The sequence below is a fragment of the Burkholderia oklahomensis C6786 genome (assembly GCF_000959365.1).
GTDB classification, from domain to species: Bacteria; Pseudomonadota; Gammaproteobacteria; order Burkholderiales; family Burkholderiaceae; genus Burkholderia; species Burkholderia oklahomensis.
Genome location: NZ_CP009555.1, coordinates 2,032,465 through 2,049,135 on the forward strand (window position 1 = coordinate 2,032,465; position 16,671 = coordinate 2,049,135).

Annotated in this window: 12 protein-coding genes; 11 read left to right on the forward strand and 1 reads right to left on the reverse strand. The window is 66.9% G+C overall.

The window, feature by feature from the left end; genetic code table 11:
* From BG90_RS09175 to ugpQ, 9 genes are all read left to right on the forward strand, one after another.
* Nucleotides 1-1,689, forward strand: a complete 1,689-nt coding sequence (locus BG90_RS09175) for a type IV pilus secretin PilQ (RefSeq protein WP_045568294.1) — start codon at nucleotides 1-3, stop codon at nucleotides 1,687-1,689.
* Nucleotides 1,690-1,769: 80 nt separating this feature from the next.
* Nucleotides 1,770-2,324, forward strand: coding sequence for a shikimate kinase (locus tag BG90_RS09180; RefSeq protein WP_010106921.1), 555 nt, complete (start codon nucleotides 1,770-1,772; stop codon nucleotides 2,322-2,324).
* Nucleotides 2,321-3,400 carry a 3-dehydroquinate synthase gene (gene aroB, locus BG90_RS09185; RefSeq protein ID WP_010117293.1) on the forward strand — a complete coding sequence of 360 codons (1,080 nt, stop codon included), beginning with the start codon at nucleotides 2,321-2,323 and terminating at the stop codon, nucleotides 3,398-3,400. The genes BG90_RS09180 and aroB overlap by 4 nt, the downstream gene beginning before the upstream one ends.
* 47 nt (nucleotides 3,401-3,447) lie before the next feature.
* Entirely contained in the window at nucleotides 3,448-4,677 is a 1,230-nt protein-coding gene (locus BG90_RS09190; protein WP_045568117.1) for a deoxyguanosinetriphosphate triphosphohydrolase, read from the forward strand.
* 82 nt (nucleotides 4,678-4,759) lie between these two features.
* A complete protein-coding gene (gene ugpB, locus BG90_RS09195; protein ID WP_010117289.1) occupies nucleotides 4,760-6,085 on the forward strand; it encodes a sn-glycerol-3-phosphate ABC transporter substrate-binding protein UgpB in 1,326 nt (441 codons plus the stop codon).
* 124 nt (nucleotides 6,086-6,209) lie between these two features.
* Nucleotides 6,210-7,094 (forward strand): sn-glycerol-3-phosphate ABC transporter permease UgpA, encoded by an 885-nt coding sequence (gene ugpA, locus BG90_RS09200; protein ID WP_025990028.1) that lies wholly within the window; start codon nucleotides 6,210-6,212, stop codon nucleotides 7,092-7,094.
* Entirely contained in the window at nucleotides 7,091-7,936 is an 846-nt protein-coding gene (gene ugpE / locus BG90_RS09205; protein ID WP_010117287.1) for a sn-glycerol-3-phosphate ABC transporter permease UgpE, read from the forward strand. The genes ugpA and ugpE overlap by 4 nt, the downstream gene beginning before the upstream one ends.
* A 25-nt stretch (nucleotides 7,937-7,961) precedes the next feature.
* A complete protein-coding gene (locus BG90_RS09210; protein WP_045568118.1) occupies nucleotides 7,962-9,047 on the forward strand; it encodes a sn-glycerol-3-phosphate import ATP-binding protein UgpC in 1,086 nt (361 codons plus the stop codon).
* A 29-nt stretch (nucleotides 9,048-9,076) separates the two neighbouring features.
* On the forward strand, nucleotides 9,077-9,838 hold the full coding sequence (ugpQ, locus tag BG90_RS09215; RefSeq protein WP_010117284.1) for a glycerophosphodiester phosphodiesterase: 762 nt from the start codon (nucleotides 9,077-9,079) through the stop codon (nucleotides 9,836-9,838).
* 145 nt (nucleotides 9,839-9,983) lie between these two features.
* Here the strand turns inward: ugpQ and BG90_RS09220 are convergent, their stop codons facing one another.
* Nucleotides 9,984-10,715, reverse strand: coding sequence for an OmpW/AlkL family protein (locus tag BG90_RS09220; protein WP_025990027.1), 732 nt, complete (start codon nucleotides 10,713-10,715; stop codon nucleotides 9,984-9,986).
* A 192-nt stretch (nucleotides 10,716-10,907) separates the two neighbouring features.
* Here BG90_RS09220 and BG90_RS09225 point away from each other — a divergent pair, with 192 nt between their 5' ends.
* Nucleotides 10,908-11,621 carry a transposase gene (locus tag BG90_RS09225; RefSeq protein WP_010106907.1) on the forward strand — a complete coding sequence of 238 codons (714 nt, stop codon included), beginning with the start codon at nucleotides 10,908-10,910 and terminating at the stop codon, nucleotides 11,619-11,621.
* A gap of 293 nt (nucleotides 11,622-11,914) precedes the next feature.
* Nucleotides 11,915-16,618 carry a glutamate synthase-related protein gene (locus BG90_RS09230; RefSeq protein ID WP_010106906.1) on the forward strand — a complete coding sequence of 1,568 codons (4,704 nt, stop codon included), beginning with the start codon at nucleotides 11,915-11,917 and terminating at the stop codon, nucleotides 16,616-16,618.
* Nucleotides 16,619-16,671: the final 53 nt, after the last annotated feature.

Genomic DNA, 16,671 nt, shown 5'->3' on the forward strand with positions numbered 1-16,671 from the left:
ATGCGCGGATTCGCTCAATTATTGATAGGGTGCGCGATCGGGACGGCGGGCGAGGCCGCGGCGTCGCTGCCGCCTTTGCCCGCGGGGGCGCCCGTCGGGTGGTCGGCAGTCGCATCGGTCGGGGCGGCGGGCCGCGCGCCGTTGCCGGCCGCGGCTTGGCGAACGGATTCCGCGCGCGTTTCGGTTGCGGAACAATTGCAAGACGCGGGTGACGAGGGCGGCGCAGTCGAACTCGGCGACGACGCGGCACAGGCGGCGAACGGCGTGGCGCGGGCAGCCGGGGCGTCTGTCGATTCGGCGTCGGCCGGCGCCGCATCGGCGGGCGGCATGGCGGCGGACGTCGCGCTGGAAGGGCCGCCCGTCCCGCTCGCGCCTGCGCAGCGAATGAGCGGCGAGCCTCGCTCGCTGCCGCCGGACGCCGCTTCCGACACCGCTGCAGCCATCACCCCCGCAGCCGCCGCCGCCGTCGCCGAATCCGACGACGACCGCCCAATCTCCCTCAACCTGCAGCAGGCGAGCCTCGCCGCGGTCTTCGATGCGTTCGCGCGCTTCACGGGCATCAACATAGTCGTCAGCGAGCGCGTGCATGGCACCGTGTCGTTGCGTCTGAACAATGTTCGTTGGCGCAGCGCATTCGACGCGCTGCTGGAAGCGCACGGTCTCGCGATGGCGCGGCGCGGCACCGTGATATGGATCGCGCCCGTCGCCGAACTCGCGGAGCGCGAGCGCCTGCGTTTCGACGCGCACGCACGCGCCGCGGAGCTCGAGCCGCTCGCGAGCCGTAGCTTCGTGCTCCGCTACGCGCGTGCGGCCGACGTGCAGCGCCTCCTCGCCGGCTCGGCCGGACAGCGGATCCTGTCGAAGCGCGGCTCGGTGCTCGCCGATCCTCGGACGAATCTGCTGTTCGTCACCGACCTGTCCGGGCGTCTCGTGCAGGTCGCCGATCTGATCGGCAAGCTCGATACGCCGTCTCGGCAAGTGTTGATCGAAGCGCGGATCGTCGAGGGCGACCGCGGGTTCTCGCGCAATCTCGGCGCGCGCCTCGCGCTGCGTGCGCCCGATGCGGGTGACCGCGCGACGGGCGTCGTCGCCGGCCGCAACGGCACGCTGGCCGATCTCACCGCACGGCCGATCGGCGGCTTCGACGCGGCGACCGCCGGTCTGACGCTGTTTGCCGCGCGTGCGAGCCGCTTGCTCGACGTCGAGCTGAGCGCGCTCGAGTCGGAGGGCCGGGGCCAGATCGTGTCGAGTCCGCGCGTCGTGACGGCTGACCGGACGAAGGCCGTCGTCGAGCAGGGCGCCGAGTTGCCGTACCAGGCGAAGGTCGGCAACGGCGTGTCCGGCGTCCAGTTCCGGCGTGCGACCCTCAAGCTCGAAGTCGAGCCGCAGATCACGCCCGACGGGCGCGTGATTCTCGATCTCGATATCGCGAAGGACAGCGTCGGCGAGGAAACCGCATCCGGCCCCGCGATCCATACGAAGCACGTGCAGACGCGCGTCGAGGTCGAAAACGGCGGAACCGTGTCGATCGGCGGGATTTTCGAGAGCGACGACCGCGACGATGTGACTCGGGTGCCGCTCTTGGGCAAAATACCGGTATTGGGCGCGCTTTTCAGGCACCGCGCGCTGCGTGCGCAGCGCAGCGAACTCGTCGTCTACATCACGCCGACCGTCGTGATCGGGCCCTGAACCCCGTGGGAGCCAGGCTCGACAAGGCGGGCGCTTTGCCAGTAAGCTGCGCGACACACTCATTGAAGCAGAGGAAGCCGTTGCAAGCGCGGGACCCACACGTGAACGTAATTTTCGTCGGGCTCATGGGGGCGGGTAAGACCACCGTGGGCCGGGCGGTCGCGCGCCGGCTCGACAGACCGTTCTTCGATTCGGATCACGAGATCGAGGCGCGCACGGGTGCGCGCATTCCGGTCATCTTCGAACTCGAAGGCGAGGCCGGCTTCCGCGACCGCGAGGCGCAGATGATCGCCGAGCTCACGCAGCGCGAGAACATCGTGCTGGCGACGGGCGGCGGCGCGATTTTGCGTTCCGAAAACCGCGAACTCTTGCATTCGCGCGGCCTTGTCGTCTATCTGCGCGCGAATCCGCACGACCTCTGGCTGCGCACGCGCAAGGACAAGAACCGCCCGCTGTTGCAAACCGACGATCCGAAAGCCAAGCTCGAAGCGCTGTACGAAGCGCGCGATCCGCTCTATCGCGAATGCGCGCACTTCGTCATCGAGACCGGCCGTCCGTCCGTCAACGGGCTCGTCAACATGGTGCTGATGCAGCTCGAGATGGCGGGCATCGTCGCCAAGCCAATACAAGCATGATTACCGTCAACGTCGACCTGGGCGAGCGCGCCTATCCGATTCACATCGGCGCCGATCTGATCGGCCGCACCGAACTCTTCGCGCCGCACATCGCGGGCGCGTCCGTCACGATCGTCACGAACCCGACGGTCGATCCGCTCTACGGCGACAAGCTGCGCGCGGCGCTCGCGCCGTTCGGCAAGCGCGTGTCGACCGTCGTCTTGCCCGACGGCGAAGCGTACAAGAATTGGGAAACCCTCAATCTGATCTTCGACGGACTGCTCGAGCAGCACGCCGATCGCAAGACGACGCTGATCGCGCTCGGCGGCGGCGTGATCGGCGACATGACGGGCTTTGCCGCCGCGTGCTACATGCGCGGCGTGCCGTTCATCCAGGTGCCGACGACGCTCCTGTCGCAGGTCGATTCGTCGGTCGGCGGCAAGACGGGCATCAACCATCCGCTCGGCAAGAACATGATCGGCGCGTTCTATCAGCCGCAGGCGGTGATCGCCGACATCGGCGCGCTGTCGACGCTGCCCGATCGCGAGCTCGCGGCGGGCGTCGCCGAGATCATCAAGACGGGTGCGATCGCCGACGCCGAATTCTTCGACTGGATCGAAGCGAACGTCGATTCGCTGAATCGCCGCGATCCGGGTGCGCTCGCGCACGCGGTCAAGCGCTCGTGTGAGATCAAGGCGAGCGTCGTCGCCGCGGACGAGCGCGAAGGCGGCCTGCGCGCGATCCTGAACTTCGGCCATACGTTCGGGCACGCGATCGAAGCGGGTCTCGGCTACGGCGAATGGCTGCACGGCGAAGCGGTCGGCTGCGGGATGGTGATGGCGGCCGATTTGTCGGTGCGCGTCGGCCATCTCGACGAAGCGTCGCGCGCGCGGCTGCGCAAGGTCGTCGAGGCCGCGCATCTGCCGACGCGCGCGCCGAGCCTGGGCGACGCGCGCTACGTCGAGCTGATGCGCGTCGACAAGAAGGCGGAAGCGGGCGCGATCAAGTTCATTCTGCTAAAACGCTTCGGCGAGACGATCATGACCCAGGCGCCGGACGACGCCGTTTCCGCGACGCTGGCGGCAAGCACCCAGTAACGCGGCGCGGGCCGATCCGGCGCATTTGAAGTGGAGGACACGACACGGTGAGCGAAATACCCGGCGGCATCCCACGCGAAACGCGCGACGCGCAACCCGCGCGCGCGGGCGGCGAGCAGGCGATCCCCGTCGCCGCGCCGACCACCGCCGCGCTCGAAGCGCATCTCGCGCCGTATGCGGCGCACGCGTCGCAATCGCGCGGCCGGCGCTATCCCGAGGCGCCGCCCGCGGCGCGCACCGAGTTCCAGCGCGATCGCGACCGCATCGTGCACTCCACCGCGTTCAGACGACTCGAATACAAGACGCAGGTCTTCGTGAACCACGAAGGCGACCTGTTCCGCACGCGTCTCACGCACAGTCTCGAAGTCGCGCAGATCGCCCGCTCCGTCGCGCGCAACCTGCGCCTGAACGAAGATCTCGTCGAGGCGATCTCGCTCGCGCACGATCTCGGCCACACACCGTTCGGTCACGCGGGGCAGGACGCGCTCAACGCGTGCATGCGCGATTACGGCGGCTTCGAGCACAACCTGCAGAGCCTTGCCGTCGTCGACGAGCTCGAGGAACACTACGGCGCGTTCAACGGGCTGAATCTGTGCTTCGAGACCCGCGAAGGGATCCTCAAGCACTGCTCGCGCGAGAACGCGCGCAAGCTCGGCGAACTCGGCGAGCGGTTCCTGCAGGGCAGGCAGCCGTCGCTCGAGGCGCAGCTCGCGAACATCGCGGACGAAATCGCGTACAACAATCACGATGTCGACGACGGCCTGCGCTCGGGGCTCATCACGATCGAGCAGCTCGCGGAAGTCGAGCTGTGGCAAGGCCATTACGAGGCGGCGCTCGCCGAGTACCCGCATCTCGAAGGCCGCCGCCTCGTGCACGAGACGGTGCGCCGGATCATCAACACGCTGATCGTCGATCTGATCGATGCGACGACGCGCAATCTCGCGCGCCACGCGCCGACGTCGCTCGACGACGTGCGCGCGGCGCCGCCGCTTGTCGCGCACGGCGAGCGGATCGCCGCGCAGGCGGCGGCGCTCAAGCGCTTCCTGTTCAAGAACCTGTACCGTCACTACCGCGTGATGCGGATGGCGAGCAAGGCGCAACGGGTCGTCACCGGCCTTTTCAACGCGTTCACGGGTGACCCGCGCCTGCTGCCGCCCGACTATCAGGCGGCGGACGCCGCGCAGCAGCCGCGCCTCGTCGCGCACTACATCGCCGGCATGACCGATCGTTTCGCATTGAAAGAGTATCAACGCTTGTTTGTCATGGACGAAAACTAAACTGGCCGGCTTGCCGTGTCCGGCGCGGACGGGCGGCGGTGCGGCGCGTGTTGCCCGGACCGAGGAGAAAAGGAGAGAGTCGATGAAATACAAGACGCTGGTTCGTTCGCTCGCGTTCGGGAGCGTGCTTTGGCTCGGCGCGCAGCAGGCGGCGTGCGCGGCCACCGAGATCCAGTTCTGGCATGCGATGGAGGCGGCGCTCGGCGAGCGCGTGAACGAGATCGCCGCGCAGTTCAACGCATCGCAAAGCGACTACAAGATCGTGCCGGTCTTCAAGGGCGCCTACGACCAGGCGCTCGCGGCGGGCATCGCCGCCTACCGCAGCGGCAACGCGCCGGCGATCCTGCAGGTGTACGAAGTGGGCACGGCGACGATGATGCAGGCGAAGAAGGCGGTGCTGCCCGTGTCCGACGTGTTCCGCCAGGCGGGTGTGCCGCTCGACGAGAAGGCGTTCGTGCCGACGGTCGCGAGCTATTACAGCGATGCGAAGACGGGGCACCTCGTGTCGATGCCGTTCAACAGCTCGACGCCCGTGCTGTATTACAACAAGGACGCGTTCAAGAAGGCGGGGCTCGATCCGAACCAGCCGCCGAAGACGTGGGCCGACGTGAAGGCCGACGCGGAAAAGCTGAGGAAAGCGGGCTACGCGTGCGGCTACACGACGGGCTGGCAGGGCTGGATCCAGCTCGAGAACTACAGCGCGTGGCACGGCCTGCCGTTCGCGACGCGCAACAACGGCTTCGACGGCGCCGACGCGACGCTCGACTTCAACAAGCCGCAGCAGATCGCGCACATCCAGTTCCTGCAGGACATGGCGAAGGACGGCACGTTCACGTACGTCGGCCGCAAGGACGAGGCGACCGCGAAGTTCTACAGCGGCGACTGCGCGATCATGACGACGTCGTCGGGCGCGCTCGCGACGATCCGCAAGTACGCGAAGTTCGACTTCGGCACGGGGATGATGCCGTACGACGCGAACGTGAAGGGCGCGCCGCAGAACGCGATCATCGGCGGCGCGAGCCTGTGGGTGCTCGCGGGCAAGGATCCGGCCACGTACAAGGGCGTCGCGAAATTCCTCGCGTATCTGAGCTCGCCCGCCGTCGCCGCGAAGTGGCACGAGGACACGGGCTATCTGCCCGTGACGACGGCCGCGTACGATCTCGCGCGCGAGCAGGGCTTCTACGCGAAGCACCCGGGCGCGGACACCGCGATCAAGCAGATGATGAACAAGCCGCCGCTGCCGTACACGAAGGGGCTGCGGCTCGGCAACATGCCGCAGATCCGCACGATCGTCGACGAGGAGCTCGAGCAGGTGTGGGCGCAGAAGAAGACGCCGAAGGCGGCGCTCGATTCGGCCGCCACGCGCGGCGACGAGCTGCTGCGCCGCTTCGAGAAGTCGGGCGGTTGAGCGCTCGCCGCCGCGCGTCGCGGCCGTCACCGCCCGCCCGCACCGCAGCGCTTCGCGTGCGGGCGGGCGGCGACGGCGGCCGCGGGCGGCGGCATTCGTCTGACGTCTGTTCGGAATCCTGCCGATGACACCCCGTTCCCGTTTCGGCGCGAGCGCCTTGCCGTACATGCTCGTCGCGCCGCAGCTCGCGATCACCGCGATCTTCTTCCTATGGCCGGCGGGCGTCGCGCTCTGGCAGTCGACGCAGATGCAGGATGCGTTCGGCACGTCGAGCGAGTTCGTCGGCTTCGGCAACTTCGCGCACCTGTTTGCCGATCCGCTCTACGTCGAGTCGTTCAAGACGACGCTCGCGTTCAGCGCGAGCGTGACCGTCTGCGGGCTCGTCGTGTCGCTGCTGCTCGCCGCGTGCGCCGATCGCGTGATCCGCGGCGGGCGCGCGTACCGGACGCTCCTCATCTGGCCGTACGCGGTCGCGCCGACGATCGCCGCCGTGCTGTGGGCGTTCCTGTTCAACCCGAGCATCGGCGTGATCACGTATGCGCTCGCGCACTTCGGCATCGTCTGGAATCACGCGCTGAACGGCGGCCAGGCGATGCTGCTCGTCGTGATCGCATCGGTGTGGAAGCAGGTCAGCTACAACTTCCTGTTCTTCTATGCAGGACTGCAGGCGATTCCGCGCTCGCTGATCGAGGCGGCCGCGATCGACGGCGCGGGCCCCGTGCGGCGCTTCTTTCACATCGCGCTGCCGCTGCTGTCGCCGACGAGCTTCTTCCTGCTCGTCGTCAATCTCGTCTACGCGTTCTTCGACACGTTCCCGGTGATCGACGCCGCCACCGCGGGCGGCCCGGGGCAGAGCACGAAGACGCTGATCTACAAGATCTACGCGGAAGGTTTTCAGGGGCTCGACATCGGCAGCTCGGGCGCGCAATCGGTCGTGCTGATGGCGATCGTCGTCGCGCTGACGGTCGTCCAGTTCCGCTTCGTCGAGCGCAGGGTGCAATACGCATGATCGAGAATCGCAAGGGCTTCGACCTGTTCTGCCACGCGATGCTGATCGCCGGGATCGCGGTCATCGTGTTTCCGGTGTACGTCGGCTTCTGCGCGGCGACGATGAACGCGCACGAAGTGTTCACGGTGCCGCTGCGGCTCGTGCCGAGCACGCATCTCGTCGAGAACGTCGCGGCCGTCTGGCAGCGCGGCAGCGGCGGGATGACGACGCCGTTCGGCACGCTGCTCGTGAACAGCATCGTGATGGCGCTCGTGATCGCGGTGGGCAAGATCGCGGTATCGATCCTGTCCGCGTACGCGATCGTCTATTTCCGCTTTCCGCTGCGCAATGCCGCGTTCTGGCTGATCTTCGTCACGCTGATGCTGCCCGTCGAGGTGCGGATCTTTCCGACCGTGCAGGTCGTGTCGACGCTGCATCTGACGAATAGCTACGCCGGCCTGACGCTGCCCCTCATCGCATCGGCGACGGCGACGTTCCTGTTCAGGCAGTTCTTCATGACGCTGCCGGACGAGCTCGTCGATGCCGCGCGCATCGACGGCGCGGGGCCGCTGCGCTTCTTCTGGGACGTCGTGCTGCCGCTGTCGAAGACGAGCATCGCGGCGCTTTTCGTGATCACGTTCATCTATGGCTGGAATCAGTATCTGTGGCCGATCCTGATCACGACCGATGCGTCGCTGACGACGGCCGTCGTCGGCATCAAGTCGATGATCGCGAGCGGCGACGCCGCGACCGAGTGGCATCTCGTGATGGCGGCGACGCTCGTCGCGATGCTGCCGCCGCTCGTCGTCGTGCTCGCGATGCAGCGCTGGTTCGTGCGCGGTCTCGTCGATTCGGAAAAATGAAACGCAATCTGGAGGATGTCGAAGCATGGCCGCGCTGAGCTTGAAGGGCGTCAGGAAAAGTTACGACGGCGCGCAATACGTGCTGCACGGGATCGACGTCGATATCGCCGACGGCGAGTTCGTCGTGCTCGTCGGGCCGTCCGGCTGCGGGAAGTCGACGCTGCTGCGGATGATCGCCGGCCTCGAGACGGTGACGGAAGGCGAGATCGAGATCGGCGGCCGGGTCGTCAACGCGCTCGAGCCGAAGGATCGCGACATCGCGATGGTGTTCCAGAACTACGCGCTGTATCCGCACATGACGGTCGCGCAGAACATGGGCTACGGGCTCAAGATCCGCGGCGTCGACCGCGCGCTGATCGACGCGCGCGTTCAGACGGCCGCGCAGATTCTCGAGCTCGGGCCGCTGTTGCCGCGGCGGCCGCGCGAGCTGTCGGGCGGGCAGCGGCAGCGCGTCGCGATGGGGCGCGCGATCGTGCGCGAGCCGTCGGTGTTCCTGTTCGACGAGCCGCTGTCGAACCTCGACGCGAAGCTGCGCGTGCAGATGCGTCTCGAAATACAGCGGCTGCACGCGCGCCTCGCGACGACGAGCGTCTACGTGACGCATGACCAGATCGAAGCGATGACGCTCGCGCAGCGCGTGATCGTGATGAATCGCGGCTACGCGGAGCAGATCGGCGCGCCCGTCGACGTGTACGAGAAACCGGCGACGACGTTCGTCGCGAGCTTCATCGGCTCGCCGGCGATGAACCTGATGCACGGGCGGCTTTCCGAAGACGGCGCGACGTTCGACGTCGCGGACGGCGGCCCCAGGCTGCCGGTCGCGGGCGCGGCGGGCGTCGGCCGCGAGATCGCGCTCGGGCGCGAATGGATACTCGGCGTGCGGCCCGAGCACATGACGCCGCAGCCGGGCGCGGCGCCAGCATCGCTCGCGGTCGATTCGTGCGAGCTGCTCGGCGCGGACAACCTCGCGCACGGCCGCTGGGGCGCGCACGACGTCGCGGTGCGGCTGCCGCATGCGATGCGCCCGGCGCGCGACGAGACGCTGCCCGTCGCGCTGCCCGCGCGGCATCTGCATTTCTTCGATCCGGCGACGGGCAAGCGCGCCGGCTGATTCGACCCACCGCTTCCGACGAGACTGCGATGACGATCCTGCAAACCTGGCCTTATCCGCGCGTGGTCGCGCACCGGGGCGGCGGCGCGCTCGCGCCGGAAAACACGCTGGCCGCGCTCGACACGGGCGCGCGCTACGGACACAAGATGGTCGAATTCGACGCGAAGCTGTCGGCGGACGGCGTCGCGTTCCTGCTGCACGACGACACGGTCGAGCGCACGTCGAGCGGAACGGGGCCCGCGCGCGAGATGCGCTACGCGGCGCTCGAGGCGCTCGACGCCGGCGCGTGGTTCGACGCGCGCTTTTCGGGTGAGCGGATGCCGACGCTCGCGCAGGCGGCGGCGCGCTGCCTCGCGCTCGGTCTGGCGGCGAACGTCGAGATCAAGCCGTGCCTGGAGCGCGACGAAGAGACGGGCCGCGTCGTCGCGGCGGAAGCGGCCGCGCTGTGGCGCGCTGCCGCCGTGCCGCCGCTGCTGTCGTCGTTCTCGGCGGCGGCACTCGGCGCCGCGCGCGCGGCGGCGCCGGACCTGCCGCGCGGGATGCTGTACGAGGAGATTCCGGCCGATTGGCTGGAGGAGACGCAAAGGCTCGGCTGCGTGTCGCTGCACGCGTATCACGCGCAATTCAACGAGGCGCTCGTGCGCGACGTGAAAGCGGCGGGGCTGCGCATTCTCGCGTACACGGTGAACGATCCCGCGCGGGCCCGCGAGCTCATGCAGTGGGGCGTGGACGTCATTTGCACGGACCGGATCGACCTGATCGGGCCGGGCTTCGCCGATCGCGAAGGATGAAATCGACGGTTTGCGTGCAATGCGCGAACGAAACCGCTCCGGCGGGTCGCCGCCGGAGCAAGAGGCGATGGTCGTCTCGTAACCTCAAGAAAATTCCGCTACAAATTGCAGCGGAATTAACCATTCCCCAAATATTCGACTACGCTTAGAAACGGTAGCCGATGTTCAGGTAGGTCACGATCGGGTTCAGTCGGATCTTCGCCTGCGAGGTTTGCGTGAGCGTACCGATCGGCGTCGGGCGTTGCGTCGTCAGCGTAGCCGTCAGGCTCACCGGAATATACGACACGGAAAGCCCGCCGAACCAGTGGTCGGTGAAGTTGTAAGTGAAGCCTGCGTTGAGGACGGGCGCCCACTGATTGCTGGTCGTCACGCTGGTCGGGCCGCCGAGCACACCGCGCTCGAATGCGCTATTGGAGATCTTCGCACCGGTAAACCAGATGTACGAAGCACCGACGCCGACGTAAGGCCGGAACTTCGCCTTTGCGTCGTTGAAGTAGTACTTGAGGAGGAGCGCCGGGCTCCATTGGTACGCATGGCCGAGCACGCCGAACTGTTCGAGCGAGCCTTTGCCGTTCAGATTGAACCTTGGCGGGATCCCGGCGACCAATTCAGTGGCGATGTGATCCGTCAGGAAGTAGCCCGCGGCGAAGCCGATGGTATCCGCATTGTCGATGCCCGCGCCCGTGTTGGGCACCTCGTGATTGACGGGCGTGCCGCCGACGTTCATGACTTTGAGCGGATCGCTGCTGTCCTGAGGCGCGAGGTGGAACCAGCCGGTCGTGACGTAGAAGCTACCTGCGGATTGCGCGTGCGCTGCGGTCGCGGCTGCCGCGAAGGCGAGCGCAACGGCCCCCGTAATGGCCATTTTTTGTTTCATCCTTTGTCTCCTCCGATAAAAGGGCGTGCTCATTATGACGACGGTGTTTCAAACAGAACAGAGTTGTAAGCTAGAGCATTTTCCCTAGAATTCGCACGACCGTGCGTATTCCCGCACCGCGACGGGCTTTGACGCGGACGCACTTATACGAGCCTTCGGGTATTTCCTAACGCGATCAAACGGACATTCAGCATGGCACGGCTAGCACGACTTTACGTTCCCGATCAGCCGCAGCACGTGATTCTACGCGGCCTGGATCAGCAACCGGCGTTCGTCGACGACCAGGATTACGAATTATTCATCGATTGCCTGAAGGCGGCGGCGCGCGATCATCATCTGGCGGTGCATGCATACGTGCTGCTGCCGCGCCAGGTCCAGCTTCTTGTGACGCCGAGCGACGAGGCCAGCCTGCCGAAAGCGATGCAGGCGGTCGGCCGCCGCTACGTCGCGCATTTCAACCGGCGCTACTCGCGGCGCGGCACGTTGTGGGAAGGGCGCTATCGCGCGACCGTCATCGAGGGCGAGCGCTACTTCCTGCTCGCGAGCCGGGTCGTCGAGATAAGCCCCGTGCGCGCGCAGCTCGTGACGAGCCCCGAAGCGTACCGCTGGTCGAGCTATCGGCATCACGTCGGCCTCACCGTCGACAGCCTGATCACCGACCATCCGCTGTACTGGGCGCTCGGCAACACGCCGTTCGAGCGGCAGCGTGCGTACAAGGAGCTGTGCGAGCAGCCGCTCGACGAGCGCCAGGCCGATCAGCTCCAGCAGGCGACGCTGAAGGGCTGGGTGCTGGGCGGCGAGACCTACCGCGAGTGGGCTGCGCGCACGGCGAACCGGCGCGTGTCGCCGCTGCCGCGCGGGCGGCCTCGCAAGGTGCGCGAGAACACGCCGCCCATCCAGCAGTGAGCGCGTCGGCGGTGGCGCGCGAGGCGGCGCCCGAGGGTGCCGCTTGTTTTTGCCCCATTTTGATGCGGCCCCAATAAAACGGCGTGATCGCGCACCAAGATGATAATTAGGGGCAAATCATTGGCATTAATTTGCTATTCCATTGATTCGTCGCGTATATTCCGAGTTCCGGCGGTCCCGGGCGCGGTGCGCTCCGTCCCGGCCGGCCGCGTTGCGCTCCACCGGGAGGCGGGGGCGACGGGCAACAAGCAAATGGTTCAACGGCCGTTAGGCCCTTTACAGACGGTGTCCCCATGATCGACCACCAGCAGCCGCAGAGCGCGATTCCCGCCGCGCAAGGTCTGTACGACCCGCAAAACGAGCACGACGCCTGTGGCGTCGGCTTCGTCGCTCACATCAAGGGCAAGAAGACCCACGAAATCGTCGAGCAGGGTCTGAAGATCCTCGAGAATCTCGATCACCGCGGCGCGGTCGGCGCCGATCCGCTGATGGGCGACGGCGCGGGCATCCTGATCCAGATCCCCGACGCGTTCTATCGCGAGGAGATGGCGAAGCAGAGCGTGACGCTGCCGCCCGCCGGCGAATATGGGGTCGGCATGATCTTCCTGCCGAAGGAGAGCGCGTCGCGGATCGCGTGCGAGCAGGAGCTCGAGCGCACGGTGAAGGCGGAAGGCCAGGTCGTGCTCGGCTGGCGCGACGTGCCGGTCGATCACGCGATGCCGATCTCGCCCGCGGTGAAGGCGAGCGAGCCCGTGATCCGCCAGATCTTCATCGGCCGGGGCAAGGACGTGATGGTGACGGACGCGCTCGAGCGCAAGCTCTACGTGATCCGCAAGACCGCGAGCCACCGGATCCAGGCGCTCAAGCTCAAGCACGGCAAGGAATACTTCGTGCCGTCGATGTCGGCGCGCACGGTCGTCTACAAGGGCCTGCTGCTCGCCGGCCAGGTCGGCGTGTACTACCGCGATCTGCAGGACGGGCGCGTCGTCTCCGCGCTCGCGCTCGTGCACCAGCGCTTCTCGACGAACACATTCCCCGCGTGGGAGCTGGCGCACCCGTACCGGATGATCGCGCACAACGGCGAAATCAACACGGTGAAGGGCAACGTCAACTGGCTGAACGCGCGTACCGGCGCGATCGCGTCGCACGTGCTCGGCGACGACCTGCCGAAGCTCTGGCCGCTGATCTATCCGGGCCAGTCGGATACGGCTTCGTTCGACAACTGCCTCGAGCTGCTCGTGATGGCGGGCTATCCGCTCGTGCACGCGGTGATGATGATGATTCCGGAAGCGTGGGAACAGCACACGTTGATGGACGACAACCGCCGCGCGTTCTACGAATACCACGCCGCGATGATGGAGCCGTGGGACGGCCCCGCCGCGATCGCGTTCACCGACGGCCGCCAGATCGGCGCGACGCTCGACCGCAACGGCCTGCGTCCGGCGCGCTACATCATCACCGACGACGATCTCGTGATCATGGCGTCGGAATCGGGCGTGCTGCCGATTCCCGAATCGAAGATCGTCAAGAAGTGGCGCCTGCAGCCGGGCAAGATGTTCCTGATCGACATGGAGCACGGCCGGATCATCGACGACAAGGAACTGAAGGACAACCTCGCGAACGCGAAGCCGTACAAGAGCTGGATCGACGCGGTCCGCATCAAGCTCGACGAGATCGAGCCGGAGGACGCGGATGTCGCGGCCGAGCGCCGCGCGTCGGCGGTGCTGCTCGATCGCCAGCAGGCGTTCGGCTATACGCAGGAAGACCTCAAGTTCCTGATGGCGCCGATGGCGCAGCAGGGCGAGGAAGCGGTCGGCTCGATGGGCAACGATTCGCCGCTGGCCGTCATGTCGAACAAGAACAAGACGCTCTATCACTACTTCAAGCAGCTGTTCGCGCAGGTGACGAACCCGCCGATCGACCCGATCCGCGAGAACATGGTGATGTCGCTCGTGTCGTTCATCGGCCCGAAGCCGAACCTGCTCGACACGAACAACATCAACCCGCCGATGCGTCTCGAAGTGTCGCAGCCCGTGCTCGACTTCAAGGACATCGCGAAGATCCGCTCGATCGATCGCTACACGGGCGGCAAGTTCAGCGCGTACGAGCTGAACATCTGCTATCCGGTCGCGTGGGGCAAGGAAGGCATCGAGGCGCGCCTCGCGTCGCTGTGCGCGGAAGCCGTCGACGCGGTGAAGTCAGGCTACAACATCCTCATCGTGTCGGACCGCAAGACGGACGCCGAGAACGTCGCGATCCCGGCGCTCCTCGCGACGTCGGCGATCCACACGCACCTCGTGCAGCAGGGGCTGCGCACGAGCACGGGCCTCGTCGTCGAGACGGGCTCCGCGCGCGAGACGCACCACTTCGCGCTGCTCGCGGGCTACGGCGCGGAAGCCGTGCACCCGTACCTCGCGATGGAAACGCTCGCGAAGATGGCGGAAGGCCTGCCGGGCGACCTGTCGCCGGAGAAGGCGGTCTACAACTTCACGAAGGCGGTCGGCAAGGGCCTGCAGAAGGTGATGTCGAAGATGGGCATCTCCACCTACATGTCGTACACCGGCGCGCAGATCTTCGAAGCGCTCGGCCTGTCGACCGATCTCGTCGAGAAGTACTTCAAGGGCACGGCGTCGAAGGTGGGCGGCATCGGCCTCTTCGACGTGGCCGATGAAGCGATCCGCCTGCACCGCGACGCGTTCGGCGACAACCCGGTGCTCGCCGACATGCTCGACGCGGGCGGCGAGTACGCGTTCCGCGTGCGCGGCGAAGACCACATGTGGACGCCCGATTCGATCGCGAAGCTGCAGCACGCGACGCGCGGCAATTCGTACCAGACGTACAAGGAATACGCACACCTGATCAACGATCAGACGAAGCGTCACATGACGCTGCGCGGCCTGTTCGAGTTCAAGGTCGATCCGGCGAAGGCGATTTCGATCGACGAAGTCGAGCCGGCGAAGGACATCGTCAAGCGCTTCGCGACGGGCGCGATGTCGCTCGGCTCGATCAGCACGGAAGCGCACACGACGCTCGCGATCGCGATGAACCGGATCGGCGGCAAGTCGAACACCGGCGAAGGCGGCGAGGACGAGCACCGCTATCGCAACGAGCTGCGCGGCATCCCGATCAAGGTCGGCGACACGCTGAAGTCGGTGATCGGCGACGAAATCGTCCGCGACATTCCGCTCAAGGAAGGCGATTCGCTGCGCTCGAAGATCAAGCAGGTCGCGTCGGGCCGCTTCGGCGTGACGGCCGAGTACCTCGCGTCGGCCGACCAGATCCAGATCAAGATGGCGCAGGGCGCGAAGCCGGGCGAAGGCGGCCAGCTGCCGGGCCACAAGGTGTCCGAATACATCGGCAAGCTGCGCTACTCGGTGCCGGGCGTCGGTCTCATCTCGCCGCCGCCGCACCATGACATCTATTCGATCGAGGATCTCGCGCAGCTGATCCACGACCTGAAGAACGTCAACCCGGTCGCGAGCATCTCGGTGAAGCTCGTGTCGGAAGTGGGCGTCGGCACGGTCGCGGCGGGCGTCGCGAAGGCGAAGGCCGATCACGTCGTGATCGCGGGTCATGACGGCGGCACGGGCGCATCGCCGCTGTCGTCGATCAAGCACGCGGGCACGCCGTGGGAGCTCGGCCTCGCCGAGACGCAGCAGACGCTCGTGCTGAACCGCCTGCGCGGCCGCATCCGCGTGCAGGCCGATGGCCAGATGAAGACGGGCCGCGACATCGTGATCGGCGCGCTCCTCGGCGCGGACGAATTCGGCTTCGCGACGGCGCCGCTCGTCGTCGAAGGCTGCATCATGATGCGCAAGTGCCATCTGAACACGTGCCCGGTCGGCGTCGCGACGCAGGATCCGGTGCTGCGCGCGAAGTTCTCGGGCCAGCCCGAGCACGTCGTCAACTACTTCTTCTTCGTCGCCGAGGAAGCGCGCGAGATCATGGCGCAGCTCGGCATCGCGAAGTTCGACGATCTCGTCGGCCGCGCCGATCTGCTCGACATGCGCCGCGGCGTCGAGCACTGGAAGGCGAAGGGCCTCGACTTCACGCGCGTGTTCTATCAGCCGGAAGGCTGCGAGGGGATTGCGCGCCGCCACCTCGAGTCGCAGGACCACGGCCTCGAGCGCGCGCTCGACCACACGCTGATCGAGAAGGCGAAGGCCGCGATCGAGAACGGCGAGCACGTGTCGTTCATCCAGCCGGTGCGCAACGTGAACCGCACGGTCGGCGCGATGCTGTCCGGCGCGATCGCGAAGAAGCACGGCCATGACGGCCTCGCCGACGACGCGGTGCACATCCAGCTGAAGGGCACGGCGGGCCAGAGCTTCGGCGCGTTCCTCGCGAAGGGCGTGACGCTCGACCTCGTCGGCGACGGCAACGACTACGTCGGCAAGGGCCTGTCGGGCGGCCGGATCATCATCCGTCCGACCAACGATTTCCGCGGCAAGTCCGAGGAGAACATCATCTGCGGCAACACGGTGATGTACGGCGCGCTCGAAGGCGAGGCGTTCTTCCGCGGCGTCGCGGGCGAGCGCTTCTGCGTGCGCAACTCGGGCGCGACGGCGGTCGTCGAGGGTACGGGCGACCACGGCTGCGAATACATGACGGGCGGCACGGTCGTCGTGCTCGGCGAGACCGGGCGCAACTTCGCCGCGGGCATGTCGGGCGGCGTCGCATACGTGTACGACCCGGACGGCGCATTCGCCGCGAAGTGCAACAAGTCGATGGTCGCGCTCGATCCGGTGCTGCAGCAGGCCGAGCAGGAGCGCACGGTCGATCCCGCGCTCTGGCACGGCGGCGCGACGGACGAAGCGCTCCTCAAGGGGCTCGTCGAGCGCCACTTCCAGTTCACCGGCTCGCCGCGCGCGAAGTCGCTGCTCGAAAACTGGGATGCGGCGCGTCGCCAGTTCGTGAAGGTGTTCCCGCACGAATACAAGCGCGCGCTCGGCGAAATCGGCGCGAAGAAGAAAGCCAACGAGGTGCTCGCCGCCTGATGCAGGGCGGCTCGACGACATAGCGAACGCGCCCGTCCGATGGCGGGCGCGGG

Excerpts from the sequence above, each read along its gene's own strand:
- ugpQ (WP_010117284.1), top strand. The coding sequence starts at position 9,077 with ATGACGATCCTGCAAACCTGGCCTTATCCGCGCGTGGTCGCGCACCGG.
- BG90_RS09230 (WP_010106906.1), top strand. The coding sequence starts at position 11,915 with ATGATCGACCACCAGCAGCCGCAGAGCGCGATTCCCGCCGCGCAAGGT.
- BG90_RS09175 (WP_045568294.1), top strand. The coding sequence starts at position 1 with ATGCGCGGATTCGCTCAATTATTGATAGGGTGCGCGATCGGGACGGCG.
- ugpB (WP_010117289.1), top strand. The coding sequence starts at position 4,760 with ATGAAATACAAGACGCTGGTTCGTTCGCTCGCGTTCGGGAGCGTGCTT.
- BG90_RS09210 (WP_045568118.1), top strand. The coding sequence starts at position 7,962 with ATGGCCGCGCTGAGCTTGAAGGGCGTCAGGAAAAGTTACGACGGCGCG.
- BG90_RS09220 (WP_025990027.1), bottom strand. The coding sequence starts at position 10,715 with ATGAAACAAAAAATGGCCATTACGGGGGCCGTTGCGCTCGCCTTCGCG.
- ugpE (WP_010117287.1), top strand. The coding sequence starts at position 7,091 with ATGATCGAGAATCGCAAGGGCTTCGACCTGTTCTGCCACGCGATGCTG.
- ugpA (WP_025990028.1), top strand. The coding sequence starts at position 6,210 with ATGACACCCCGTTCCCGTTTCGGCGCGAGCGCCTTGCCGTACATGCTC.
- aroB (WP_010117293.1), top strand. The coding sequence starts at position 2,321 with ATGATTACCGTCAACGTCGACCTGGGCGAGCGCGCCTATCCGATTCAC.
- BG90_RS09225 (WP_010106907.1), top strand. The coding sequence starts at position 10,908 with ATGGCACGGCTAGCACGACTTTACGTTCCCGATCAGCCGCAGCACGTG.